We start from the raw sequence: 26,013 nt of genomic DNA, 5'->3' as shown, positions 1-26,013 counted from the left end.
GATTTTTGGCTGGCATACACTATAACTAATGATTGCTTATTTTTTTATATTATACAATCTAGCTGCGTCTCAGCTTACACCATCTATCATGCTAGTTTCCTTGACTTTCTGAAAAGCAAACGGGAGATGGATTCAAAGCGGAAGATGTTTAAGGAAGTAAATCAACGGATTACTGAGTATTTAGAAGAGGGGATGGCGTGATATGGAAAAATTTGCTGACAAGTTAGCGGCCAAACCACTTTTCTATCAACGTGCTTATCTGGGCAGCTTACTGCCAAATCATGTCAAGTCAGGTAATTTAGAAAAGTATTATCAAAAACTGACTGATTTTAACTTTCTGATGGCAAAGATTCAGCATCCTGAATTTGGGGTGCAGGCACTTATTGATGATTTCAATTTGGTTGACAATTCAGAAGCATTAAGTCACCCAGAGTACAACCCAGAAAAAGCGAAAGCCCTGAACTTGATTCAAGTGGTACTGTGGATGTCAGCCGATATTTGGGAGCGAGATAAGACGCAACTGGCAGGGCAATTGTTAGGGCGCTTGCTGCACTTTAACATTCCGGCAATTCAGGCAATGCCAGAGGTAGCAAAGCAGTGGAAAGCAGCACCTTGGTTGCGTCCTTTGACACCCTGTTTAACTCCGCCTCGCAGGGGATTGCTACGCACCCTCACAGGCCGCAACTCGGTAAATGCAGTCGCCGTCACGGAGGATGGCAAGCGGGCGATTTCTGGTTCATCAGACAACACCCTCAAAGTCTGGGATTTAACCACTGGACAGGAACAGTTTACTCTCGAAGGTCACAGCTACTTGGTAAATGCAGTAGCTGTCACTGCTGATGGCAAGCGGGCGATTTCTGGTTCATCGGACAACACCCTCAAAGTCTGGGATTTAACCACTAGAAAGGAAGAGTTTACTCTCAAAGGTCACAGTAACTCGGTAAATGCAGTCGCTGTCACTGCTGATGGCAAGCGGGCGATTTCTGGTTCATCGGACAACAGCCTCAAAGTCTGGGATTTAACCACTGGAAAGGAACTGTTTACTCTCAAAGGTCACAGCTACTTGGTAAATGCGGTAGCCGTCACTGCTGATGGCAAGCGGGTGATTTCTGGTTCAAGAGACAACACCCTCAAAGCCTGGGATTTAACAACTGGAAAGGAAGAGTTTACTCTCAGAGGTCACAGCTACTCGGTAAATGCGGTAACCGTCACTGCTGATGGCAAGCGGGTGATTTCTGGTTCAAGAGACAACACCCTCAAAGTCTGGGATTTAACCACTGAAAAAGAAGAGTTTACTCTCAAAGGTCATAGCTACTCAGTAAATGCAGTAGTCGTGACTGCTGATGGCAAGCTGGCAATTTCTGGTTCGTGGGATAACACCCTCAAAGTCTGGGATTTAACCACTAGAAAGGAAGAGTTTACTCTCAATGGTCACAGTCAGCAGGTAAATGCAGTAGCCGTCACTGCTGATGGCAAGCGGGCAATTTCTGGTTCATTTGATAACACCCTCAAAGTCTGGGATTTAACCACTGAAAAGGAAGAGTTTACTCTCAAACGCCACAGCCAGTGGGTAAATGCGGTAGCCGTCACTGTTGATGGGAAGCGAGCGATTTCTGGTTCAAGAGACAACACTCTCAAAGTCTGGGATTTAACCACTGGCAAGGAACTTTTTACTCTCAAAGGTCACAGTCAGCAGGTAAATACAGTAGCCGTCATCGGCGATGGCAAGAGGGCGATTTCTGGTTCATCGGACACCACCCTAAAAGTCTGGGATTTAATAACTGGAAAGGAACTCTTTACTTTAAAAAATTATATCCACTGGGTAAAAGCAGTTGCTGTCACTGCTGATGGCAAGCAGGCGATTTCTGGTTCATCGGACAAAACCCTCAAAGCCTGGGATTTAACCACTGGAAAGGAACTGTTTACTCTCCAAGGTCATAGCGACTGGGTAAATGCAGTTGCTGTCACTGCTGATAGCAAGCAGGCGATTTCTGGTTCATCGGACAAAACCCTCAAAGTCTGGGATTTAACCACTGGAAAGGAACTGTTTACTCTCCAAGGTCACAGCAACTTAGTATATGCAGTAGCCGTCACTGCTGATGGCAAGCGGGCAATTTCTGGTTCAAGAGACAACACTCTCAAAGTCTGGGATTTAAGAACTGGAAAGGAAGAATTTACTCTCAAAGATCACAGCGACGTGGTAAAAGCAGTCGCCATAACCCCCGACGGCAAACGGGCGATATCTGGTTCATGGGACAAAACCCTCAAAGTCTCGGATTTAACCACTGGAAATGTCATTGCTAGTTTCACGGGCGAAAGTTCGATCGCCTGTTGCGCTATTGCACCCGATGGAGTCACAATTGTGGCAGGCGACGAATCCGGCCGCGTATATTTCCTGCGCCTAGAGGGGATGGAGGAACTAACATGAATTCCTCACCTCTGCCAACTCCCATCTCTACCGCCGCTTACCCAAAAGAATTTCAGCAACTCCTGCGAGAAAAAACCGAGAATTTTGCAGGGCGCAAATTTGTTTTTTCTGCGATATCTGACTTTCTGGACTCCCACAGCCGCGGTTATTTCACAATAGTCGGCACTCCCGGCTGCGGCAAAAGTTCCATCCTCGCCCAATATGTCACCGCCCATCCTCGCAGTATCTATTACAACGCTGGAGTTGAAGGCAAAAATCGAGCTGAAGATTTTCTCGCTTCTGTCTGCACTCAACTGATTGACAAATACCTTGCAGCCAATGGGGAAACATCCGAAATCCTCAAGCTCAAATCTCAACTTCAAAATCTCGAATCCGATGATGGGAGTTGGTTTCTGTCTTTGTTGCTTCAGCAAATTAGCGATAAATTAGCCGATCGCCAAAAGTTGATAATAGTCATTGATTCTGTAGACGCGATCGCCCGCACGAGTCAGCCTCCGAGCTCAAATCTGTTTTATCTGCCGAGATATTTGGGCGATCGTACTTATTTTATCCTCGCCCGCCGCCCGTTTTTGAGAGAGAAATCCGGTTTGTTAATTGAAACGCCCTCTCAAACTCTCGATTTAAGAGATTATCCCGCCCAAAATCGGGAAGATGCCCTTAATTACATTCAGAAATACCTATCAACCGCACCGGATTTAACTCAACCCGAATTCTGCCAACAACTCGCAACTGTCAGCGAAAACAATTTCATGTATCTGAGTCAGATGTTACCTGCCATTAACGAGAATTCACACCCCGATGCTAATCTGGGAGAGTCCTCACTTTTCCCTGAACTTCCTCCCGGTTTAGCAGCGTATTATCAAAACCACTGGCTGCGGATGAGAGGTGATGGCTTATCTGCGATCGAGTTGTCTGTGCTCAATGTTTTGGTACAATCCACAACAGGTTTGTCTGTAAGTGCGATATCCAATATAATTGATCGGGATGAATACGAGGTTGAAAAAGTGTTAGACAATTGGATTGAATTCTTAAATAAACAAGAAATTAGAGGAGAAATTTGCTATAGTTTGTATCATGATAGTTTCCGCGAATGGCTGGGTAAAAAATCTATTTTAGAATGATGAGTTTACCTAGATTTGCATTTTTTCTATTCAGTCCGCGCAGGCGGACTTTGTTTGTGTAGACGCGATTTAAATCGCCGAGTTATATCGTTTCCGGTTGCATCGTAATGATTTAACCGCAGAGAACACAGAGGACACAGAGGGAGAGAATAGAGAGATGAATAATTCCGATGCCACCTAGTTTTATATTATATCAAAAAAAATACAACAATGAAACGAGCAGTATTTCTTGACAGAGATGGCGTACTCAACATCGAAGCCGGCTACATCCACAAAGTAGAAGATTTGCATTTAATCCCCGGAGTCGCCCAAGCTGTACGCAAATTAAATGACCGACAAATATTTTGCTGTTTGGTTTCCAACCAATCAGGTCCGGCGAGAAATTATTATCCGGTTAGCCACGTAGAAGCTTTGCACAAACGCCTTTGTCAGCTATTAGAAAATGAAGCAGGAGCCAAGTTAGATGCTCTTTATTACTGTCCTTATTTAAGCGCAGCCGAAGGCGGAACTAACCCAGAATTTACGCGGTATACAACGTGGCGAAAACCGAATACAGGGATGTTGGTAGCGGCCGCTTGGGAACACAATTTGGATTTACAGAACAGTTTTATGGTGGGAGACAAAGCGACTGATGTGGATATGGCTCACAATGCCGGTTGTACTGGTATTTTAGTGCAGACTGGTTACGGCAAAAGCGTGTTGAGCGGCGAGTATCAGCACCATACTAAACCGGATTTTATTGCAGCCAATTTAGCAGTGGCGGTTGAGTGGATTTTGCAACATTTTGATGATTAAATAAGTCTTATCTATGATTTTTTGAGGAAAGAGCTACATAGGGAAGCACGACTGTAAAGTTAGTACCAACGCCGATTTTGCTTTCACAGCCGATCGCACCTCCTTGCAAATCCACAGCTTTTTTGACAATGGTTAATCCCAAACCGTTACCTTTAATCTTTCCAGTATTTTTGCAGCGGTAGAACATTTCAAATATTTTTTCTACTTCGGTTTCTGGGATGCCGATACCTTCGTCTCGGATGCGGATAATTAGTAAGGGATAGTTAATATTTGTACATTGAGTATTGGGAAATAAACACTCGCGAGACAAACAAAAAATAGGTTCTTTGTCTCCATCTCCTGCTTGACTGTATTGCAATTCCAAGCTGACTTGACCGCCGCTGGGGGAATATTTGATGGCGTTGACAATTAAGTTAGAAATAATACAGTGCAACAATTGTTGATCTAAAATCGCGCTGGTAACGTCAGACGCGATGAATTTTAGTTTGTGCTTGGCTTCATTTCCTAACTGCAGTTGATCGAGCAAATCTTGACAAAATTCGACTAAATTTATCGGTAATGGATGGGATTTGAGTTTACCTGATTCTGCTCGGCCCATGAACAGCATATCGTCGATTAGCTGGTTCATTTTTTTTGTAGCTGAATTCACCAGCCGCAGGGTTCTGACTTGGGCTTCATCATTGCTACGATCGCGATCGAGCTGTAGGAGTTCTGCAGAGATTAAAATTGCGTTGAGCGGATTCCGCAATTCGTGAGCAGCCATTGAAATATACTGGTTTTGGCGGTACGACTTTTCTTCCACCCACTCTCTCGTTGCTTCCGAAGCTTTAAGAGATTCTCGCATCTTAGCTTCGATTTCGTGTCTGTGCAGGGCAATCTCGATCGCCACCCGTAAATCATGTTGTTGAAATGGTTTGATAATATAACCAAATGGGTTTGTAAGTTTCGCTCTTTGCAGCGTTTTCTCGTCGGCATAAGCTGTTAAAAATACTGTTGGTACATCTACCTTGGTTCTGATTTGTTCGGCTGTTGTTATACCATCCATGTTACCTTTAAGTACGATATCCATCAGCACTAAGTCTGGCCGTTCTTCTGCAACTTTTTCCAGTGCTTCTTCCCCTGAAACAACCGTGGCTGTTACTATATAACCCAGTTTTTTCAACCTGCCTGCTATGTCTTCCGCGACAATCACTTCGTCTTCGACCACCAAAATCTTTATAACGTTCATATTATTTTTTAAATGCGCCGTCGATAAGACAACTCAGTGAAACTAATATCGTAACAAGTTCCGCACTTACTGTCAATCACAAGAGTTCCATCTAATTGGTTGGTCAACATCCGCACTAATCGCAATCCTAAAGTTTCGGTATGTTCTATGTTAAAACCTGCAGGGAATCCCCTGCCGTTGTCTTGAATACTTAAGTGAAATTGCTGAGAAGTTGTGTCACGATGAAAATTAATCTTAATTTCACCTGCCAAACTTTCGGTAAAGGCGTATTTCAACGAGTTAGAAACCAGTTCGTTAATAATCAAACCGCAAGGAATTGCTGTTTCTATATTTAAAGAAATTGGGTCAACGTTGACATTGAATTGGATGGATGTATTGCCGTAACCAAAAGATTGATACAAATTAGCAAGCAAATTTTCAATGTAGGGCGGGAGATCGATCCGATCGAGATTGTCGGATTGATAAAGTTGCTCGTGAATCAAAGCCATTGAATGGATGCGGGTCTGACTTTCTTCAAATAAAGCTAGCGTCGGTTCGTCTTCAATGTATTGAGCTTGTAATTGCAGCAGGCTGGAAACTACCTGCATATTATTTTTGACTCGGTGGTGAATTTCTTTCAGCAATACTTCTTTTTCGCGGAGTGCTGCTTGGATGCGGGCAGAAGTCAATTTGCGATCGCTAATATCTTCACAAATACCAGCGATGCGGTAAATATTGCCCGATTCGTCGTAAATAGGAAAAGCTCGAGCGCAAACCCAGCGAATAGTGCCATCTGGCAAAAAAATCCGATATTCGGTACTGCTGGACTCGCCCTGCAACACTCGCCCCATTGCCTCGTCCAACAAATGTTTATCTTCTGGATGCACCCAATTCATCAATTTTATCGGATCTGCATACAATGCTTCGCGGCTGCGCCCCCAGATTTGTTCGTAAGCTGGACTTACATACAACAAATCGGTCAACTCAGCAGAAACTAACCAAAAGGAATCTTGGATATTTTCTGCTAGCTGGCGGAAGCGTCCTTCACTTTCACGGAACGCTTTTTCTACCTGTTTGCTTTCGCTAATATCTTCGGCAATGCCAACAACGCGGTAAACTTGACCAGCTTGATTGGTAATCGGAAAAGCCCGATCGCGAATCCAGCGAATTTCGCCATCCGGTCTAACAATTCGATATTCCGTCTCATCTTCAGCTACAATTTTTTTAGCGAATTTAGCAACAACGCGAGAGCGATCTTCTGGATGGAGGGAATCCGCTAAAAAGTGTCCGCCAGCATACAATTCAGCACAGCTTCTGCCCCAAATTTTTTCGTAACCCGGACTAATATAAATAATTTCCTGCGGTTGAATGCCTACCATCCAAAACACGCTTTCAATGTTTTCGGCTAGCTGTCGGAATCTTTCTTCACTTTCTTTCAGTGCTGCTTCAGCTTGTTTGCGTTGTCTAGCTGCAACCACCGCATCGCTAATATCACGCTGTACGCCAAAATACCCCAAGATTCTTTCGAGAGAATCGTAAATACAAATATAGTCGCCTTCTACCCAAATTCTCTCCCCGTCAAACTTGCGATTGTCATTTTCGATGTGAACTCTGCCAGCATCAAAAAATTGCCTGAATATCTCTCTGCTCTTTGGCAAGTTGTGGGACAAAAAAAAGTTAATTGTTTTGCCAATCAACTCTTCCCGAGTAGTTTCGTATTGAGCTATCAAAGCATGATTTGCCTTCGTTACCCGCCCGTGAGTAAATACGTAATCCAAAACTTTTTCTTTGTCAACTGTATCGTCCCAGTGCACGGGTTCGTCCAGCATCATAAAGAAAAAGCCATCTAAAGATTGAGAGAAAAACAATTCTAGCTGTTCCTGGCTTTGCCGCAGAGCTTCTTCGACGCGCCAGCGAGAGAGAATTTCTTCCTGCAATAGATTGTTGGCTGTTTTCAAGTCTTCAGTGCGCTTTTTATATTTAATTTCTAGCTGATTTTTGATTTCTTCCAGCGCTATTTCTGCCTGTTTCTTTTCGGTAATATCTTGAGTAACGACCATGCCTGCGAAAATTTCTTCCCGGTCGTTTTTGACGGGAGCAATTGTTGTTGAATAAACGTGATCGCCGTATTTATATTCAAAATTATTCTCTTTTCCTGCCAAAGCCGCGCGATATGTAGTCTCAAAAAGTGGCAAATCTTCAGGTGGCGATACTTCCCACAATGTTTTGCCTTCCAACAGTTCTTTGGACAAACCAACTACTGCCAAACCTTGACCGTCAACCAGAGTATAGCGCAAATCGCGATCGAACAAAAACACCGAGCCATTCGGATAATGTTTGATCAGAGTTCGGTACATTTCCTGGCTTTTTTCCAGAGATGCGATTAACTCAGTGCGATCGTCGGCGATATCCAATTCAGTTACACAATCAGCAGAGTTGGAATTTTCCCATACTTTAAGTTGTGCTGCTAATTTCTGGCACAATTCTCTCTGCTGTTGCAAATGTTCTTCGAGTTGCTGAATTTTTGCGCTTTGCTCTGTTACTAATGCTTCGCAGGTTTCGAGAGGTCGATTCCCTACGGGATAGTTATGCCGTGCGTTGTCTGTGGGATCAATACACATAAGGGCTCTTTGTTTGGCTGTTGGTTGTTGACTGTTGGCTGTTGGCTGTTGGTTGTTGGTAATTAGGAATTATAACCAACAAATAATAAATAAATAAATAAATAAATAAATAAATAAATAAGAAATAAGAAATAAGCTGTCGCGCCTTTAAATTGAATATTCAGGGCGAGCGGGAAACCCCACTCATTGTTTGATTTTTTTTAATATACAATTTAAAGGCGGCAACTGCCAACAGTCAACAGTCAACAGTCAACAGCCAACAGTCAACAGTCAACAATCATTTAGGAACTCCCGCTGTTAATACTTCGTGATTGTCAACTGTCACCAAGACATCATCTTCAATTCTCACACCAATACCGCGCCATTTTTCAGGAATCTCCGGCTGTCCTTCTACGGGTTTAATATAAGGAGAAATATAAATCCCCGGTTCTACCGTCAGCACTTGTCCCGCCTGCAAAACTTGCGAATTTTCGCCGTACTGATAAACCCCGACATCGTGTACGTCCAATCCCAGCCAATGTCCGGTGCGGTGCATATAAAACGGCTTGTATTTCTCCTCTTTAATTATCTCTTCAATGTCGCCGACCAAAAGTTTTAAATCCATTAAACCTTCCACTAAAACACGCACTGCTGTTTCGTGAATTTTGCTGTAAGGATTTCCCGGATATACTTGACTGATTGCCTGCAATTGTGCTTGCAAAACTAAGTCGTAAATAGTCTGTTGTTCGGCGGTGAATTTGCCGCTAATAGGAAAGGTGCGAGTAATGTCGGCGTTGTAGTAGTCGCAACCACAACCGGCATCTATTAGCAGCAAATCGTTTTCCTGCATTTGGCGGTTGTTTTCGATGTAGTGGAGGACGCAGGCATTGTTACCGGAGGCGACAATGGAAGGATAAGCGGAAGTGGCACCGTTCATGCCAAAAATATGTTCAATTTCTGCTTGAATTTCGTATTCGTACCTGCCAGGTTTGGCGAATTCTTGGGCGCGGTTGTGGGCGATAACTGAGATATTAGCGGCTTTTCGCATTAATGCTAATTCTGTTTCGCTTTTCACCAGCCGCATCGGGTGTAAAATGATGTTGGAATCTTCGATTGCTGTGGGGCCTGTACCGCGTTTCGGGTAGGTTGCCATCAAGCTTTGCCAGTGATTGAGGATTGTTTGGTCGAAATTCCGATCGCGCCCGAAGTGATAATATATGCGATCGGCCTTTTCTAGAAATTTTGGCAATTTTTCGGCCAGTTCGGCGATGGGAAACGCTTCATCAGCGCCGTACAGCTCCTTAGCGCCTTCTACTCCGGCGCGATAACCGTGCCAAGTTTCTTTTTCCAAGTCTTTTGGCTGCACGAAGAGGACAAATTTGTGTTCTTCGTGATGCGGTGCGAGCACTGCTACCGCCCCCGCTTCCTTGAAACCTGTTAAGTAGAAAAAATCGCTATCTTGTCGGTAGGCGTATTCTACATCGTTGTGCATGACGGCTGCGGGGGCGCTGCGAAATATCGCGGTTCCGCTGCCAATTTTTGCCATTAAATGTTCGCGTCTTTGTCGGTATTCGCTGGGGTTAGTCATCCGATTTTAGATTTTAGATTTTAGATTTTAGATTGAGTTTAATATTAACATTCGGCGGTTTCAACCGCTTTTACACTGAAAAAACCCGCAAGTCAAGGGTTGAGGATGCGGATATCGGCGATCTGTTTTTTTGTTGGTCTACTGATTGTTGTATTTATGCTATTGTTCGGCGATCGCCAATTGACAACTATAGTCTACCAGCCGAGACAAATATGAGTTTGTGCGATCGACCAAAGTCCATCTCGGATCGAAATTCGACCAATTTTCGCCATCTTCGCTAATTCTGACTGTTCTAAACTCTCGCGAATTGCAGTTAACTTCCATTTGCACCAGCATTTTCTCGTTACTAAACTGCTGAGTGCCTAAAATAATTATGACGGGATAAGAAGGAGCACCGGGAATATCGGATTTGCTTAATTCTACGCTGCTGGGGTCGATACAAATATCTACAAAACATCTTAATTTTTCGGCGCGGGCGCTCAAAGTGTTGACGGAAATTAATGTTGAAATTACTATCAAACAAATCGATGAATTCTTAATCATATAGTTTCTTTTGAGCGAATTTTATTCGCCCTGAATATTCGCCTTGAACTTTTTAAAGTTTCTTTTGAGTCGGCGGTTGAAACCGCTGCTAAACAGACAAAACCCGCCTGCGCGGGTTGAATTTCTTCAGTCCGTGGAGGCGGACTTTGTTTGTGTAGTCGCGAATTCTATTCGCCCTGAATATTCGCCTTGAACTTTTTAAAGCTGAGGAACGTACTGTTCTTTTTCAGGAACAAAAGTATATTCAGAGACGATCAGGCGCAACTCTTCGCCGTCGATGGTTTCTTTTTCGATCAGCAAATCGACTAAACGATCGACCACAGTGCGATTTTCGCGAATAATGCGGCGGGCATCTTCGTAACAGCGATCGACAATTTCCCGGACTTGTCCGTCAATCCGAGAGGCAATTTCTTCGGAATATTCCGATCGCGCCGTGTAGTCGCGGCCGAGGAAAATTTCGCTTTGCTGAGCTTCTAGGGCGATCGGGCCCAAGGTAGACATCCCGTAGCGAGTAACCATTTGGCGGGCCATACCGCTGACTTGCTGCAAGTCGTTGCCGGCACCGGTGGTAACTTCAGCATCACCGAAAACTACTTCTTCGGCTGCGCGGCCGCCCAAAGCACCGCTAATCCGGGCTAAGATTTGCGATCGAGAAATCAAACCTTGGTCTTCGCTAGGCATGAACCAAGTCAAGCCGCGAGCTTGTCCGCGAGGGACTAAGGTAACTTTTTGCACGGGATCGTGGGCTTGAATCAAAGTACCGACGACCGCGTGGCCGATTTCGTGGTAAGCAATCAAACGCTTGCTCTTGCTGTCCACCAGCGGCGTGCCTTCCATACCTGCTACCACGCGATCGACTGCATCGTCAACTTCGAGCATCGTAATCGCTTCTTTGCGGCGTCTCGCTGTTAAAATAGCAGCTTCGTTGAGCAAGTTAGCCAAATCAGCGCCGGTAAAACCTGGAGTGCGGCGGGCGATGGCATCCAAAGAAATCTCCGCAGACAGCTTCTTGTTGCGCGCGTGAACTTCCAAAATTTCCAAGCGCCCTTTGATATCCGGCGTATCTACGCTAACTTGGCGGTCAAAACGACCCGGACGCAGCAGCGCCGAATCGAGCACGTCGGGGCGGTTTGTAGCAGCAATGATGATAATCCCAGTATTGCCCTCAAAACCGTCCATTTCGGTCAGTAACTGGTTCAGGGTTTGTTCCCGTTCGTCGTTACCGCCGCCGATGCCTGCGCCGCGCTGGCGGCCCACTGCATCGATTTCATCGATAAAGATTATGCAAGGAGCGTTTTCTTTGGCTTTTTTGAACAAGTCGCGGACGCGGGATGCGCCGACACCGACGAACATTTCCACAAATTCTGAACCGGAGATGCTGAAGAAAGGCACGCCGGCTTCGCCTGCGATCGCTTTTGCTAGCAAGGTTTTACCGGTTCCGGGAGGGCCTACTAGCAGCACGCCTTTGGGAATCTTCGCCCCTACTGCGGTGAAGCGTTCGGGTTTTTTGAGGAATGTTACGACTTCTTGAAGTTCTTCTTTGGCTTCCTCTACGCCTGCTACGTCGTCGAACAGTACGCCTGTTTTAGCTTCCATTTGAAAGCGTGCTTTGGATTTGCCAAAGTTCATCGCTTGGCCAGGGCCTCCGGGCACGTTGCCACCGCCGCGGCGGAAGAGGAAAAACAGCCCTCCGACTAACAAGAGGGGAAATACTAGATTGCCTAAAAGTCCCCAGACTGCGCCGTCGTTCCGCAGGGGATGGGTGTCGAAGCTGATTTGGGAGTCTCTTAGCCTAGAAACGAGTTCCGGGGAATTTGATGGCAAGTCCACCCGCCACCGCTGCTCGCGATTGTCTAATTCGGGATCTACGGCTAGGACGATCGCCGTCCGACCTCCGTCGTACAAATCAACGCTGGTGACTCGACCGGCGTTTAAGTAATCTAAGAATCGACCGTAGCTTAAGCGTGTGCTGGCGGTGTTCTTACTCATTTCTGCTGGGGATGGGGCAAAGGCTCCCTGCCACAAGAAAAAGCCGATTACCAGGGCGGGTAAAGTCCAAAGTAGTATAGTTCGCCAAGAAATTTTCATAAATAGGGATGCCTTGAATTGGGGACAGATCGGGTAAGAGCGCGGTGCCTCAGGAGCGGGACAAAACTTTACACTCAGAATCTTAACTAAATTTAACTTAACAATGCACGATCGGGCAACAGGCCTTGCTCGCGATCCCTAGAAAAAAAAGTTAGGTTAGTTACTGCAACTGCGATCGTCCCGAATATAATGTTTGGTGCTGATTTCGATACCGATATAGGTAGAGTTAAAAGAATCGCCTCAAAACCCACTGTCTTTAAGCGTGGCAGTGTCAAGGGATAAGGCATGATAATGGTGAGGCTCAGTGAGGTAACACATTTCGATGACAACTAGACAGCTTGTTCCTAATTCGGCTATGCTGACGCAGCAGACTAAGATCGCTTCTCACAAATCGATTATTAGTGCTGATTTGGGTCGTACTGCAACTAAAGCTTGCGTAAGTCGCAACCCAAACGGCGTTGTTTTTATCCCCGCCAACGTGGCTAATATGCCAGTGGAAAAGGTGCGGGGCGGCAGCTTTGAGTCCAAAGCAACAGACCCTCTGTTGGATATGTGGCTAGAGTACCAAGGCAAGGGATACGCGATCGGTCAACTGGCTGCAGACTTTGGCGCTAATCTCGGCGGCGCAGACCAGTCGAAAGTAGTGGATGCTTTGGTTAAGGTTTTTTCCTGTGCTGGATATTTCCAGATGAAGGGCGAAATGGCCGTAGTGCTGGGTTTGCCTTTTTATTCCCAGGATCAGTTTGAAAAAGAAAAGGAAGAGATTATCAGCCAACTTCGCTCTCCCCACGTGGTGGTCTACCGAGGTGAGCGCGTGGAAATTGACATCCGCCACGTTTGGGTGATGCCGGAAGGATTCGGCAGCCTGATTTGGTGTGAGGCTCAAGACAATAAGGAGTTTACGCCGGATTTACCGGAACTGTCGGTGGCTGTTGTCGATATCGGACACCAAACTACTGATTTGTTAATGGTCGATCGTTTCCGGTTCGCCCGGGCGGCTTCTAAGAGCGATTCTTTCGCCATGAACAAGTTCTACGAACAAGTAGCCTCCAAAATTCCGGGGGCAGACCCTCAATCTCTGTCTTTACTAGAAGCGGTGAATAAACCAGAAGGCGAGCGTTTCTACCGTCCGAGAGGAGCGACTAAGCCGACTAACTTAGATCCGATTATTAAGGATTTACGGGAGGCTTTTGCTAACGAACTATCCGAACGTTTAGTGCAGTGGCTGCCAGAACGGGTGACGGATGTGGTTCTGACTGGCGGCGGCGGCGAGTTTTTCTGGGAGGTACTCCAACCTTTGCTCAAAGATGCCAATCTTAAGGCTCACTTGGCTCAACCTTCTCGGAAAGCTAATGCTTTGGGACAGTTTATTTATGCTGAGGCTCAGCTAGCCACAATTAAGTAACGCATTAAGGCTTGAACCCTATGGCACTGTGGGCAAAAAATAAGGCGAATTTCTCGGTGGCGTTTACTGAAGATGCTGCCGATCAAACTTTACTGGCCGCTATTGAAAAAGAGTTGGCTTTTACGAAGTATCAGACTTTCGGCAATCTCTGCAAGCAAGCTTTGTGGCAGTTTTTGTCTGTATCTGAGTCTGCTGGCTCTACAACAGATAGCTTTCAGCGCTTGGAACAGCGTATAGCTGAACTTGCGGTCAAATTTGCTGAGTTCGAGCGCCATGTTTCTGCTGAGGAATTAAGCCGTTTGGAAGGACTGGAACATCACCTAAGTCAACTGGGCGCGCAGTTGGATCAGTTGCAGGGAAGTGTTAACAGTAAGTTTGCTCAAGTTTCTTTTGCCCCAGTTTCAAAAGTAGTAGAGCCTGACTCGATTAAGTCTGATTCTGTGGCGGATGATAATGTCATTTCTGATGCTGAGGTTGGGCCTCGTCGGGAGTCCGATCCTTTGTTGGAGCGTTTAAGTTCTTTGTTACCGCAAGATTTCTAGTATGAGGTAGAACAAGGCTATCGGGCCTTGAGATTTGATGTTAGCGATCGGCTGTTGACAGTCGGTACTAGAATAAATAAAGTCGATCGCTCTTTTGAAAAAAAGGCGATCTTTTTTTATTAGTTATTAGTTATTGGTTATTGGTTATTGGTTATTGGTTATTAGTTATTGGTTATTAGTTATTGGTTATTAGTTGGTAGGGGCGGTGCCCCGTACCCGCCCTCAGTTGTTAGTTGTTAGTCATATCAAATCTATTGGCATCGGAATAGTAAATTAACAGTTAACTGTTAACTGTTAACTGTTAACATCATGTATGAGTGCAACCGGAATTGATATCATTAGTCTCGATATAGCGGTTCTCAATTTTCGTGAAATAGTAACCAATGCCCTGTTTTGCGAAGGCCCTGTTTGGTCAATTCCCTTGATATTATTCGATCGATCCTAGTTTTTGTAAGCGAGAACGAATAGCAGCCGGCTGTCGCTGAAATCTCTGAGCTAATTCGCCAATTTGTTGACCGCTAGCATATTCTTTCTGCAAATTTTCGTCTTCATCCTGACTCCACTTTACATAAGCTCTGGGATATTTTTGGCGAATTTTCTCGTTCTGGTTTTTAGGTCGATCGGCATTATGCTGCATCTGAGAACTGTCAGACTCCAAATTCGAGCCACCAGCGTTCAACTGCGGGTTGATTGCACCGCCACGACTAGCTACAGCTTCCTGTATGCGGTTGGGAATTGCAGCAATTTCTTGAGCAAGCTCGACCAAAGCATTGTCTGCTTTTTGCTGAATTTCTGTTAGCTGCCGCTGCTGCAAACTGCCCCACTGCGGCAGTTCGTTGATAAACTGCTGCAAGTCGAGAATGATTGTTGTCAAAGTTTCGATTTGTTGCAACTCCGGGCGCTGTTTGAATTGGCGACTGGTGACTTCGATATCGCTTTGAATCATTTTAATCGTTTTTTCTAAAATGATTAGTCGCTGGCGCAGGTTCTCAATGGCGGAAATTAGAGAGTGTACGTTTTCTCCCGATCCAACATTGAGGTTTTCGCGAGATGTTTGGCCTAGGGCTTCGTCTAGGGTATTTACAGCAAGTTGCAATTGCTCGATCGCGCGATCGGTAATAGTTGCTTGTTGATTTACGCGATCGAACACAGCCGCCGTACTTGTTTTAACTTGGCCGTGCAGCTTCTGCCGGTTCACAAAATTCAACACCAGCGAAATCACTACAGGCACTTCGACATAAACGCCCTGCTGCCAAACCAAACTAGCAGCCAATCCCGCAGCCGAAGCAGCAAGAAAAACCAATTCAGCAGTGTCTAACAAATTGCTAGGCTGGGATTTTTTGATTGTAGTTGGTGAATTGGATGGTGACATAGGCTAATACCATTTTTGATTTTTAATTGTTGATTGGGAATGACCGAGGTCGATGGGAGTTTGGAGTTTGCCTATAATTCAATACAGTTCACTTAACATATTTATGCCCCGGAGATCCCCCTAAATCCCTTAAGAAGGGGAGTAGGGGTTGACTTTGAGGGGATTATTGTTCCCCCCTTTTTAAGGGGTGTGCCAGGGAGATCGTCTTAAGTAAACCGTATTGGCCTATAATTGCATGATTTTTAAATCAACTATAAATATTCAGGTAAAAATAAAGTGCGATCGGATGCAGACCGTGAATTGAGCAGCGGTGAAAAACAAATTAAATTTTTTATTAACCGTCATCTCATTAAATATATTAAATCTGCAAAATTGCCCGAGCTAAAGAGAAATAAATCAAAACTCCGAGGACATCAACGGCGGTGGTAATAAAAGGAGCAGACATTAAAGCTGGGTCTAAACCCAAAGAACGAAATAGAAACGGCAGAGATGAACCGGCAAGAGAAGCTAAAATTGCGATCGCCAACAAACTTACTCCCACTGCGATTGCCACTGCTAAATTCCCTTGCAGAGTGTAAGCCCAGCCCGTTGCTACAGTCCCTAATATAGCTCCTAACAGCGCTCCCGCCATCCCCTCGCGCACAATTACTTTAAACGGGCCCATCGCCGTAATTTCGTCAGTGTTCAAACCGCGAATTATAACTGTTGAAGACTGGGCACCGACATTACCTCCAGTGCCAGTCAGTAGCGGAATAAAGGCTGCTAGGGCGACTACTTGCTGCAAAATATCTTCTTGCGCTCTAATAATTGCCCCAGTGACTGTATTGGTTAAGAGCAGAACAAACAGCCACACGACCCTTTTGCGAGCAACGGTGATTAAATCGGTCTGAAAATAATTGTCGCCGCCGGACTGGACACCGCCCAAGGTATAAATATCTTTATCAGCTTCTTCTTCTAAAATGTCGATCGCATCGTCAACTGTAATGATCCCCACAAGACGCTGTTCGCGGTCTACAACGGGCACTGCTAAAAAATCGTAACGCTGGATCAGCCTAGCTACTTCTTCTCGATCCGTTCCAGTTTGAACAGAAACTACGTCGCGAGTCATAATTTCGCCGACTGTTTTGTCGAGGGGGGAAGTGACCAAATCCCGCAAGGATAAAATGCCCGTCAGGCTGCGTCCGGCATCGGTGACATAAAGAGAATAAATTGTTTCGGTAGTTTTAGCCAAAGACCGAATTCGGTCTAAAGCTTGGGCGACGGTAAAACTTTCTTTCAGAGAAATATATTCTGGGGTCATGATCCGGCCGGCGCTACTGGCTTCGTAACCCAAGAGTTGGGCCGTTGCTTCTCGTTCCGTCGGACTCAATTCGCCTAAAAGGCGGCGGACTAATATCGCCGGCAGTTCGTCAAACAGTTTTGCTCGATCGTCCGGCGACATTTTGTCTACAATGTCGAGGACTTCTTGGCGTTTGAATTTTTCGCAGAGGGACTGCTGAACGCTGGAGTCGAGATATTCGTAAACTCCGATGGCTTCGTCTTTGGAAAGCAACCGGAAAGCTATTACTTGCATGGTTTCTGGCAGGCCTTCGATCGCTTCAGCGATGTCCGCCTCCTGCACCGGATGCAAAATCGCTTTTGCTCCTTTAAAGTCTCCTTGTTCTAACAAAGCCCTTAACTGCGATCGAACTAATTCCCGCAGTTCTTTTCGCGCGTAGGTGGGAAGCGAAGACGATTGATAACTTTTTTCTGTCACTGATGACCCTCCTAATGCCCTTTTCGCTTTTCGATTTTCGCATAGAAGATTATCGATTAAAGAATTGGGGATGACTTACGGAGTCAGCGGTTTTGGAGTTTACCTACAGTTACATTTTTGGGGGAAACTGGTATAAACCTGTGCTGCGCGCCTTCCTGAATCCAGTTTAGAGCCTATTGACACCACTCGTCGCAGCGATCGAACTTGCCATGACACAATCCGCACTTTACCAGAAAAAATTGGTTTAAAGCCTCTCCCTTGAAGGATCGAAGAAAAAAATTAATTTCCCTTGTCCGCAATCTCCTGGCGATCGAGCGCGGGGTAACTGTCAACCTATATGCTGTCAACTGTTGAACCGATTTGGGATCAAATACATTTATTTTGATCGGCGACACTCATCGGTAGGAAAGGAGAATTGGGCCCGAACACTTTTTCCAACAAATTCGTAGAACTTTGATTGCGAATAAAATTATTGACCGTTTCTTTCCATTCAGTATCACCTGCTGGCAGGATCATGCCATAGGAAATGCAGGTTAAAGGCTGCTCCGGTATCAAAGAATACTGGTTTTGAGTTAAACCCTGTCTCAGAGCTTCTCCAACTAACAGCATTCCATCGCTAGCGAAGGCATCGATTTTTCCGGCTGCCGCATCTGCCACACCAGACTCTCTGCCCGCCATACCTTGATAAATTTTCTGGTTGGCTAGTTGATATCTGCCTGCAATGAATTGTTCGGTAAGAGAACCGCTCAACACGCCAATTGTCGCGCCTTGCAGGAATCCCGAAGGATTGACTCTCAGTTTGTTTTCTGGCTTGACTAACAGATAGGTGCCGCTGTATAAAAAGGGTAGCGAATAGGCAATTCCGCTGGGGGGATTTTGGAGGATTGTATTGGGCCCGCATTCCAGGTGAGCGCGCTTGCTGGTGACGCTACGAAATCGCCCTTTTTCGGCTGATTCGTTGAGGTTTGTTTCGAGTTTTTCTAAGCGAACAGAGCGATTTAATTTCTTTTCTAAGTCAGCTCGGAAAAACTCTAACTCTTCGATGCAAACTCCTTGCCACTTTTCGCCTTCTAAGTAGCCGAAGGGAGCAGCATCTTTTCTGATGCCGACTTTCAGAATGCCGGTTTGCTTAATTTCTTGCAGTGCTGTTTCGGCGGAGGCAACTGAAGGTAAAACTGCGGGAAACAATATCGACAAGAAGCAGCCGATCGCTGCAAATTTTAGGGTTTTGCTGGTATTTTTTTTGTCGGTCACTTTAACATCCAAATAAATATTTTACGGGTTTTTAATATCATACGCACAAAACCAACATTGTCAATATATTTTGGCGGTCTAATTTTGGGCGGTCGGGGTGTTTTGGGTGCTGCGCGCGATCGGGTGTTCTCCGTATCGGAATGCAAGTCTTCATAAATCAGACGACTTGCATTCGGAACGATCGAACCAATTTTATTGTTGTAGAGCGACGGGACATGATATTGACCCCGAAATTAAACCAACAACTGATATTTTTCTTGTGCCAAACGGTAAAGCGGCCGCCACACCAAACGGTTAGTCAATACCACCAGCAGCGACATCACAGAAGTAGCTGCCAATAGCAGAGGAAAATTGCCCGATGCCGTGGCTTCAGAAATCGTCTCGCCCAAGCCGCTTGTTTTAATTATTTCACCTTTAAACTGCACGTATTCGCTGACAATACTCGCATTCCAAGCTCCCCCCACCGCCGTAATAATTCCTGTAATTAAGTAAGGGAAGATTCCGGGAATAATTAAAGTTTTCCAGCGCTGAATTAGTGAAAGCTTATAAACTTGCGCGGCTTCAAACAATTCCGATGGTATGGATTGAGCGCCGGCAATCACATTAAACAGCAAATACCACATTGTACCCAACATCATCAACGCCACAGAACCTATTTGTAAGCCGCCTCCAGCGTGAATTAAAGCTAGCAGCAATACAGGAAATAAAGCCGTTGCTGGTACAGAAGCGGCTATTTGTACTAAGGGTTGCAAAAGTTGAGCTAAACGCGGATTTCGCCCGATCGCCACTCCGAGGGGTACTGTCCACAACAGCGATAAAAATAGGGCGCAAATGACTCGTAAAGCGGTAAAAAATGCACCTCCCATGACTTTTTGCCAGTCCGAAAAACTCAGCAACCTGAGCAGCAGCACTGCTTCCCATGTTCCCCAAAGCACGATCGCGGCAAACCCGCACAGAAACAGCCAATTTATCCAATTTCCGAGGTGGCTTTGCGGGCGATCGCTTCTTGGTAAGTTAGCAGGTGCAAAACCTCTGGCTAAAGTGCGATCGAAACTGTCGCCTAGGGGCGAAATCCGCGACTTCAACACCCGCAGTGTGGGCGATCGCCTTAAAAAATCCAACACCTTTGACTGCGGTACGTTGGTAGCTTCCACGGTTTGATATTTAAATTTTTCTGCCCAAGCAATTAAAGGCTGCCAGATGAAAAAGTCGATCGCCACGATCGTACCAATTAATATTGCTAAACCCCAGCCGATCGCCCCAAAATTGCCTTCATTGGCTGCTTTGCCCAAATAGGAACCAAGTCCGGGCAAATTAAAATTTTTGTCGCCCAAGGTAAAAGACTCGATCGCAATCAAAAAGAACCACCCGCCAGCCACTGACATGACGCTGTTCCACACCAGTCCGATCGCACCAGCGGGCAATTCTAACGTCCAAAATTGCTGCCAAGCATTGAGGCGATAAACTCGTGCAGCTTCCTTTAGTTCTTGCGGAATCCCGGAAAGCGACTGATAGAAACTAAAGGTCATATTCCAAGTCATTCCAGTAAATATTAAGATAATCGATGCGAGTTCTACGCCGATTCTTTGACCTGGAAATAAAGTCACTAGGGCTAAAACAACTCCGGGCAAAAAAGATAAAACCGGAATTGACTGTAAAATGTCTAACAAGGGAATTAAAATTTTGGCTGCTAGGGCAGAACGGTAAGCAGAATAAGCATAAACTAAGGTAAATAGCAAGGATAAAAAATAGGCGGCTGTCATGCGTAAAAGAGTCTGGGCTGTATACCCTGGCAAGACATTTAGTGTGGTCTCAATTTTAAAGTTAGGGTTGTACTCACCGTTGAATTGAGATGCTGTTTGAACGATTACGAAAATTAGAGAAAATATCGCTAGAATCAGCAATCCATCTTGCCAAGTCCAAGCGGATCTTTCTAAAGTTTGATTGGCGGGTATTAGGGGTCTTGTCATAATTCCGAAGGAAGAAGGAAGAAGGAAGTTCGGCAGCGGATTTTTAACGGATTTAGCGGATGAAAGGAAGGTTCGGCAGCATATTTTTTAACGGATTTAACGGATGAAATAAAGGTTCGGGAGCGGATTTTTTAACGAATTTAACTGATTTAACGGATTTAACGAAGGTTGAAGTCAGAAGTTGTTATTAGTAATTCGGTAAAAATACCAATGACTACTGTCAACAGTCAACTGTTAACAGTCAACAGTCAACAGTCAACAGTCAACAGTCAACTGACTACTCATCTTTAGCTTCGGATTCTAAAAATATTTCGCCTCCTGGTTCGTCGTAGCTGTACAACTCGGCATAGCGACCCCAATCAATCGCGGTTTGCAATTGTCGCATTGCTTCTTTCGGGCTAAAGTGGGCTTCGAGAATATCCAGAATTAACTCTTCTGAAATGCGGTGATTGCGCTTGGCCTGAAGCATTCTATAAATTTGCTGTACGAGGAGAATGTTGCTGATAATTTGGGTGCGGACAATTTGTTTGCGCTGGTCAATTCCGCCGGCTATGAATTGAAGGCCCACTGGTGTTAAAAGCAGGTCGCCTTCTTGGATTACTAGGAATTCCATTAATTTTGCTGCTTCGACGATCGGCAAAATGTCGTCTACCTCTAGCATTAATTCTTGACCGAGGCGGTAGAGGTCTTTCTCTTGGCGGTCTTCTAAGAGTTCCAGCAAACCTGCGATCGCACCGATTCGCACCTGCGGCAGAGATTGGTATTTAGGCGTTGGGACTGGTTCAGGTTGAGACACAGCAGCACTTTCAGCAGGTGCTGTCACTGTGGGGCCGCTCAATTCGGGATTGGTGAGGATTTTGTAAACTTGGTCTACGAGAGTTTGGAATTCGGCTGTTTTGCGATCGCGATAGTGCGGCAAATTCACGGTCAATTCGGCACGAATTCGCCCCGGATTGCGGCCGAGGACTACAATGCGATCGGCTAAAATAACCGCTTCCTCAATTCCGTGAGTTACGATTAACACAGCTTTGGTAGGAATCTTTTTTTCCAGCCACAAATCTAATAACTCAAACCGCAAGTTTTCCGCAGTCAGAACATCTAAAGCTGAAAACGGTTCATCCATGCAAAGCAGTTCGGGTTCTACCGCCAAAGCTCTAGCAAATCCCACCCGCTGCCGCATTCCGCCAGAAAGTTCTTTGGGATAAGCATTTTCAAATCCGTCCAAACCGATAATATCAATCATTTTCAAGGCTTTTTGGAGGCGCAGTTCGGGCATTTCTCCTTTAGCTTTTAAGCCTAATTCTACATTTTCTAGTACCGTCAACCAGGGATAAAGAGCAAAGTTTTGAAATACAATTGCCACCCCAGGATTTAAGCCGATTAAAGGACGATTATGGTAGAAAATTTGACCTTCGCTGGGCGGAATTAGTCCGGCTATCATCCGCATTAATGTTGATTTGCCTGAGCCGGAAGGGCCGAGCAAAGCTACTATTTCGCCCGATCGCAATTCTAAATTAATTTGCTCTAAAATAGAAATTTTTTGACCGTTTGGCTGCTGGTAAGCTTTGCTAACGCCTTTTAAGGTAATGAGGCACTCTGTTGCTGTTTTAGCTATCACAGCTAAACCCCCTATGTTTTGTTTGAATTTAGTCAGTAGTCCCAGTGATTAGTCATTGGTCATCAGTCATTAGCAAAAATTCTCGAAAACGCACAACAGATATTTGTCGGCAGGCACGAGTCCGGGTGCGGCGGTTTTAAAATTGATTCTTGGGTTTCCATACCTATACCCCATAAACTCATTTTTCGCAAGACCTGCTGGCGACAATGGGTAAAATCTGCGAGATATCAATTAAAGCTGAAATGATGAGCGATCGCCAAAACTTGGTTTCTCTAAAAAAACTGGATTTTGAGATTAATTTTGAAAATTATTGCTACAATGACTGATTTTATATAAATTATCTTTAATTTGTCGATAACTCGCCGGACTTAGGCATTGGTGTTTTTTTACAGGTGCTCGATTCTCTATAATGTAAAGATGTAAACGGTATTTGATTTATTTGCCAATTCGTGCTAAAATGCTGCCTAACTGAACGGCAATTACTCCAAGTATGGCACTGGCTACCCAGTAAAAAATGGCAAGGCTGTAAGCTCGATCGCGCTACAAGACATTGGACTCTAAACCGTAAGTTAAAAAAGTAGTATAGAACCCCTTTGATATCTATTCTGCATAAATCTCAGAAACCGGGTTTCTCTCTATATTTCTCGTCACCCAACCCAAAAACTCGTAGAAACCCTGTTTCTTGCCCCTTGCGTAAATAGCAAAAACCAGTTTTTCTCTATATTTATCGTCACCCAACCCAAAAACTCAAAGATGTCAAATGGGTTCTATATCGATACAAATTTCCTCAATCTTGGCTGTACGCCCAAAAAAGTCACCAATTGTTACAGACTAGCGATGTCGGAGATTTGCAGGGGGAAAATAGAAAATTTAAATCTTTAACTATGGTTGAGAAAAATTAAGTTTGTTGTGCGTTGTTAGGTGAAGGGAATTATCATAAATTTAAGTGCGCTAAACCGTACCTGCAAGTGGGCGATATCCGACAGGCGGCTTCAATGCTAAAATGTCAGAATGAATTCTGGCGCTATAAATACAAAGTCCATTCCCAGCGGATTTAAGAAAGGAGATAATTGATATGACAGATCCAAATGTGACTGAAACAACAATTGTAGAGGTAACTCCCGAAACGACGGCGATCGTCAAACAAGAGATGCCCGACGCGACTGATGAAACGATCGCAGAAACTGCGGCCCTGTTTGAATCAATCAAAAAACGCGCTGCTGCCGAATTTCAAGCCGCTGGCGAACTCACCCGCGAAGCTTATTTGAAAGCTGTGACGAAAGCCAGTGACGCGATCGACGAAAATAAGTCGATCGCCAAAGACAGAATGAAAGAAGCAGTCAGCCTGATCAAAAAAGAATCCGAGAAAAATTGGCTGGTACTTGATGCAATTAAAACGCGGGCGCAAGCGCAGGTACAAGATGCCGGCGAAGTCAGCCGCGAAGCTTATTTGAAAGCTGTGCGACAAGCGCGAGAAGCGGTGGAACAAAATAAATTGGTCGAACGCGATCGCATCGAACAAGCTGTTGACGACATTCAGAAACAAACTGAAAAAAATTGGCACGTTGTTGTGGGAGAAATTGAGTCGCTGGGGACTCGCTTGAAGGAAACGGCTAAGTCTGCATGGAACTCGCTAACGGCGTTTGTTGAGAAGTCTCGCAACAATGGCGGCGATTCCTAGCAAGATTGGACACAATCTGGCAATGTTTGCGCTACAGCCCGCCCGCCCGGTTTCAAAGCTGGGCGGGCTAATAGCGATCGCCCTTTAATTTGCATTCAGCAAAAGGTTCAGCCATACTGCATAATAAAAAAGCTTTATTCTTAGTCCAAAACCCCGAACCATGAGAACTTACTACTGCGGCGACCTGCGAAGCAAACATATCGGAGAGACTGTCACCCTTTACGGCTGGGTGGATCGCCGCCGCGATCATGGCGGAGTGATTTTTCTCGACGTGCGCGATCGATCGGGTATTGTGCAAATTGTCAGCGATCCTGAACGCACCCCCGACTCCTATCACGGCGCTGAGTCTTTGCGCGGCGAATACGTGGTGAAAATTACCGGTAGAGTCACCAGCCGGCCCGAAGATTCCCTCAACCCCAAATTGCCTACGGGTGAAATAGAAATTTACGCGGACGAAATTGAGTTGTTAAATGCGGTACGCAAGCAGTTACCGTTTCAGATTTCCACGGCGGATAATGAAAATGTGCGGGAAGATTTGCGCTTGAAATATCGGTATTTGGACTTGCGGCGCGATCGTATGAGTCGCAACTTGCAGCTTCGCCACCAAGTTGTCAAAGCTATGCGCCGTTACCTGGAAGATGTCGGCAATTTTATGGAAATTGAAACGCCGATTTTAACTCGATCGACTCCCGAAGGTGCCAGAGATTATTTAGTTCCCAGCCGCGTCAATCCCGGCGAATGGTATGCTTTGCCACAGTCGCCGCAGTTGTTCAAACAATTGTTAATGGTTTCGGGATTTGACAGATACTATCAAATTGCCCGCTGTTTCCGCGATGAAGATTTGCGCGCCGACAGACAGCCGGAATTCACGCAATTAGACATGGAAATGAGTTTCATGTCTTTAGAAGAAATCCTGGAATTAAACGAAGGTTTAGTTTGCCAAATTTTCCAAAGTGTTAAAGGCGTAGAATTGCCGCGTCCTTTCCCGCGTTTGACTTACGCCGAAGCAATGGATCGCTACGGTAGCGACAAACCGGATACTCGTTTCGGTATGGAATTGGTCGATGTTTCCGATTTGATGAAAGATTCGGGATTTAAGGTGTTTTCTGGGGCGATTGCTGCGGGCGGAATTGTGAAAACTTTGCCGATTCCGGGCGGGAATGAGGCTTTTTCTAACGAACGGATTAAAAAAGGCGATTTGTTTAAGGAAGCCACTGAAGCGGGTGCGAAGGGATTGGCTTTTATCCGGGTGCGGGAAAATGGCGAAATTGATACGATCGGCGCAATTAAGGATAATTTAACGGAAGCGCAAAAACAGGAATTGCTCGATCGCACGGGCGCGAAACCTGGTCATTTGTTGTTGTTTGCAGCAGCCGACGCGACTGCTGTCAATAAGACTTTGGATAGATTGCGTTTGTTTGTCGGTAACGAATTGGGTGCGATCGACAAAGAGAAGATGAATCTGCTTTGGGTGACGGATTTCCCGATGTTTGAATGGAACGCTGACGAGAAGCGTTTAGAAGCTATCCATCACCCGTTTACTGCGCCGCATCCTGACGATATTCACGATTTGAAGACGGCGAGAGCTCAAGCTTACGACTTGGTGTTAAACGGCACGGAAGTGGGCGGTGGTTCTCTGCGGATTTATCAGCGGGATGTTCAGGAAAAGGTGTTTGAGGCGATCGGTTTATCGACTGAGGAAGCTTACAATAAGTTCGGCTTTTTGTTGGATGCGTTTGAGTATGGAACTCCGCCCCACGGAGGCATTGCTTACGGCTTGGATCGGTTGGTGATGCTGTTGGCTGGTGAGGAATCGATTCGCGATGTGATTGCGTTTCCGAAGACGCAGCAGGCGGGTTGTTTGCTGACGAATGCGCCGGCTGGGGTGGATGAGAAGCAGTTGAAGGAGTTGCAAGTGCGATCGACTTACGTACCGAAAACATAGGTATAGCAATCCTAAATCATTTGTGAATTTCTTACTCCCTCCCCTTGGTAAGGGGAGGGTTGGGGTGGGGTAAAAAGTTTACGACTCCTGCAAGGATTGC

General features: G+C 45.4%; 18 protein-coding genes. 8 read left to right on the top strand and 10 right to left on the bottom strand.

What is annotated here, in order from left to right; translation table 11 throughout:
- The 4 genes from QUB13_RS24215 to QUB13_RS24200 all read left to right on the top strand — a co-directional run.
- Positions 1 to 201 (top strand): hypothetical protein (locus QUB13_RS24215; protein WP_333385857.1); only part of this gene is annotated, 201 nt, incomplete at its 5' end.
- A 1-nt stretch (position 202) separates the two neighbouring features.
- Positions 203 to 2,428: a WD40 repeat domain-containing protein gene (locus QUB13_RS24210; RefSeq protein WP_333385854.1), complete on the top strand. Its 2,226-nt coding sequence runs from the start codon at positions 203 to 205 to the stop codon at positions 2,426 to 2,428.
- A complete protein-coding gene (locus QUB13_RS24205) occupies positions 2,425 to 3,549 on the top strand; it encodes an ATP-binding protein (RefSeq protein WP_333385851.1) in 1,125 nt (374 codons plus the stop codon). The genes QUB13_RS24210 and QUB13_RS24205 overlap by 4 nt, the downstream gene beginning before the upstream one ends.
- Before the next feature lie 210 nt (positions 3,550 to 3,759).
- A complete protein-coding gene (locus QUB13_RS24200) occupies positions 3,760 to 4,344 on the top strand; it encodes a D-glycero-alpha-D-manno-heptose-1,7-bisphosphate 7-phosphatase (RefSeq protein ID WP_333385848.1) in 585 nt (194 codons plus the stop codon).
- A gap of 7 nt (positions 4,345 to 4,351) precedes the next feature.
- Here the strand turns inward: QUB13_RS24200 and QUB13_RS24195 are convergent, their stop codons facing one another.
- The 5 genes from QUB13_RS24195 to ftsH2 all read right to left on the bottom strand — a co-directional run bounded on the left by QUB13_RS24195 (position 4,352) and on the right by ftsH2 (position 12,370).
- Positions 4,352 to 5,572 (bottom strand): hybrid sensor histidine kinase/response regulator, encoded by a 1,221-nt coding sequence (locus tag QUB13_RS24195; RefSeq protein ID WP_333385845.1) that lies wholly within the window; start codon positions 5,570 to 5,572, stop codon positions 4,352 to 4,354.
- An 8-nt stretch (positions 5,573 to 5,580) separates the two neighbouring features.
- Complete coding sequence (locus QUB13_RS24190; protein ID WP_333385842.1) at positions 5,581 to 8,172, bottom strand: PAS domain S-box protein; 2,592 nt, start codon at positions 8,170 to 8,172, stop codon at positions 5,581 to 5,583.
- Positions 8,173 to 8,449: 277 nt separating this feature from the next.
- Entirely contained in the window at positions 8,450 to 9,739 is a 1,290-nt protein-coding gene (locus tag QUB13_RS24185; RefSeq protein ID WP_333385840.1) for an aminopeptidase P N-terminal domain-containing protein, read from the bottom strand.
- 159 nt (positions 9,740 to 9,898) lie between these two features.
- On the bottom strand, positions 9,899 to 10,282 hold the full coding sequence (locus tag QUB13_RS24180) for a hypothetical protein (protein WP_333385837.1): 384 nt from the start codon (positions 10,280 to 10,282) through the stop codon (positions 9,899 to 9,901).
- Positions 10,283 to 10,480: 198 nt separating this feature from the next.
- A complete protein-coding gene (ftsH2, locus tag QUB13_RS24175; RefSeq protein ID WP_194008112.1) occupies positions 10,481 to 12,370 on the bottom strand; it encodes an ATP-dependent zinc metalloprotease FtsH2 in 1,890 nt (629 codons plus the stop codon).
- Positions 12,371 to 12,692: 322 nt separating this feature from the next.
- On the opposite strand from ftsH2, the gene QUB13_RS24170 reads away from it, so the two are divergent.
- Positions 12,693 to 13,775 carry a ParM/StbA family protein gene (locus QUB13_RS24170; RefSeq protein ID WP_194008113.1) on the top strand — a complete coding sequence of 361 codons (1,083 nt, stop codon included), beginning with the start codon at positions 12,693 to 12,695 and terminating at the stop codon, positions 13,773 to 13,775.
- A gap of 20 nt (positions 13,776 to 13,795) precedes the next feature.
- Positions 13,796 to 14,317, top strand: a complete 522-nt coding sequence (locus QUB13_RS24165) for a hypothetical protein (protein WP_194008114.1) — start codon at positions 13,796 to 13,798, stop codon at positions 14,315 to 14,317.
- Positions 14,318 to 14,744: 427 nt separating this feature from the next.
- Here the strand turns inward: QUB13_RS24165 and QUB13_RS24160 are convergent, their stop codons facing one another.
- From QUB13_RS24160 to QUB13_RS24140, 5 genes are all read right to left on the bottom strand, one after another.
- A complete protein-coding gene (locus tag QUB13_RS24160; RefSeq protein ID WP_333093123.1) occupies positions 14,745 to 15,689 on the bottom strand; it encodes a hypothetical protein in 945 nt (314 codons plus the stop codon).
- Positions 15,690 to 16,047: 358 nt separating this feature from the next.
- A complete protein-coding gene (gene mgtE, locus QUB13_RS24155) occupies positions 16,048 to 17,445 on the bottom strand; it encodes a magnesium transporter (protein ID WP_333385831.1) in 1,398 nt (465 codons plus the stop codon).
- Between the two features lie 366 nt (positions 17,446 to 17,811).
- A complete protein-coding gene (locus QUB13_RS24150) occupies positions 17,812 to 18,699 on the bottom strand; it encodes an amino acid ABC transporter substrate-binding protein (protein WP_333385828.1) in 888 nt (295 codons plus the stop codon).
- 233 nt (positions 18,700 to 18,932) lie between these two features.
- Complete coding sequence (locus tag QUB13_RS24145; protein WP_333385825.1) at positions 18,933 to 20,669, bottom strand: ABC transporter permease; 1,737 nt, start codon at positions 20,667 to 20,669, stop codon at positions 18,933 to 18,935.
- 277 nt (positions 20,670 to 20,946) lie between these two features.
- Positions 20,947 to 22,287 carry an ABC transporter ATP-binding protein gene (locus QUB13_RS24140; RefSeq protein ID WP_333385823.1) on the bottom strand — a complete coding sequence of 447 codons (1,341 nt, stop codon included), beginning with the start codon at positions 22,285 to 22,287 and terminating at the stop codon, positions 20,947 to 20,949.
- A gap of 1,075 nt (positions 22,288 to 23,362) precedes the next feature.
- Here QUB13_RS24140 and QUB13_RS24135 point away from each other — a divergent pair.
- Positions 23,363 to 23,968: a hypothetical protein gene (locus QUB13_RS24135; RefSeq protein ID WP_333385820.1), complete on the top strand. Its 606-nt coding sequence runs from the start codon at positions 23,363 to 23,365 to the stop codon at positions 23,966 to 23,968.
- 160 nt (positions 23,969 to 24,128) lie between these two features.
- On the top strand, positions 24,129 to 25,913 hold the full coding sequence (gene aspS / locus QUB13_RS24130; protein ID WP_333385816.1) for an aspartate--tRNA ligase: 1,785 nt from the start codon (positions 24,129 to 24,131) through the stop codon (positions 25,911 to 25,913).
- The last annotated feature ends 100 nt before the right edge of the window (positions 25,914 to 26,013 follow it).

The sequence above is a fragment of the Microcoleus sp. B4-D4 genome (assembly GCF_036705185.1).
In the GTDB taxonomy this organism is placed as follows: domain Bacteria; phylum Cyanobacteriota; class Cyanobacteriia; order Cyanobacteriales; family Microcoleaceae; genus Microcoleus.
The sequence above is the reverse complement of the archived record's forward strand: the minus strand, read 5'-3'. Positions and strand labels throughout refer to the sequence as shown.

Excerpts from the sequence above, each read along its gene's own strand:
- QUB13_RS24210 (WP_333385854.1), top strand. The coding sequence starts at position 203 with ATGGAAAAATTTGCTGACAAGTTAGCGGCCAAACCACTTTTCTATCAA.
- QUB13_RS24205 (WP_333385851.1), top strand. The coding sequence starts at position 2,425 with ATGAATTCCTCACCTCTGCCAACTCCCATCTCTACCGCCGCTTACCCA.
- QUB13_RS24200 (WP_333385848.1), top strand. The coding sequence starts at position 3,760 with ATGAAACGAGCAGTATTTCTTGACAGAGATGGCGTACTCAACATCGAA.
- QUB13_RS24195 (WP_333385845.1), bottom strand. The coding sequence starts at position 5,572 with ATGAACGTTATAAAGATTTTGGTGGTCGAAGACGAAGTGATTGTCGCG.
- QUB13_RS24190 (WP_333385842.1), bottom strand. The coding sequence starts at position 8,172 with ATGTGTATTGATCCCACAGACAACGCACGGCATAACTATCCCGTAGGG.
- QUB13_RS24185 (WP_333385840.1), bottom strand. The coding sequence starts at position 9,739 with ATGACTAACCCCAGCGAATACCGACAAAGACGCGAACATTTAATGGCA.
- QUB13_RS24180 (WP_333385837.1), bottom strand. The coding sequence starts at position 10,282 with ATGATTAAGAATTCATCGATTTGTTTGATAGTAATTTCAACATTAATT.
- ftsH2 (WP_194008112.1), bottom strand. The coding sequence starts at position 12,370 with ATGAAAATTTCTTGGCGAACTATACTACTTTGGACTTTACCCGCCCTG.
- QUB13_RS24170 (WP_194008113.1), top strand. The coding sequence starts at position 12,693 with ATGACAACTAGACAGCTTGTTCCTAATTCGGCTATGCTGACGCAGCAG.
- QUB13_RS24165 (WP_194008114.1), top strand. The coding sequence starts at position 13,796 with ATGGCACTGTGGGCAAAAAATAAGGCGAATTTCTCGGTGGCGTTTACT.
- QUB13_RS24160 (WP_333093123.1), bottom strand. The coding sequence starts at position 15,689 with ATGTCACCATCCAATTCACCAACTACAATCAAAAAATCCCAGCCTAGC.
- QUB13_RS24145 (WP_333385825.1), bottom strand. The coding sequence starts at position 20,669 with ATGACAAGACCCCTAATACCCGCCAATCAAACTTTAGAAAGATCCGCT.
- QUB13_RS24135 (WP_333385820.1), top strand. The coding sequence starts at position 23,363 with ATGACAGATCCAAATGTGACTGAAACAACAATTGTAGAGGTAACTCCC.
- aspS (WP_333385816.1), top strand. The coding sequence starts at position 24,129 with ATGAGAACTTACTACTGCGGCGACCTGCGAAGCAAACATATCGGAGAG.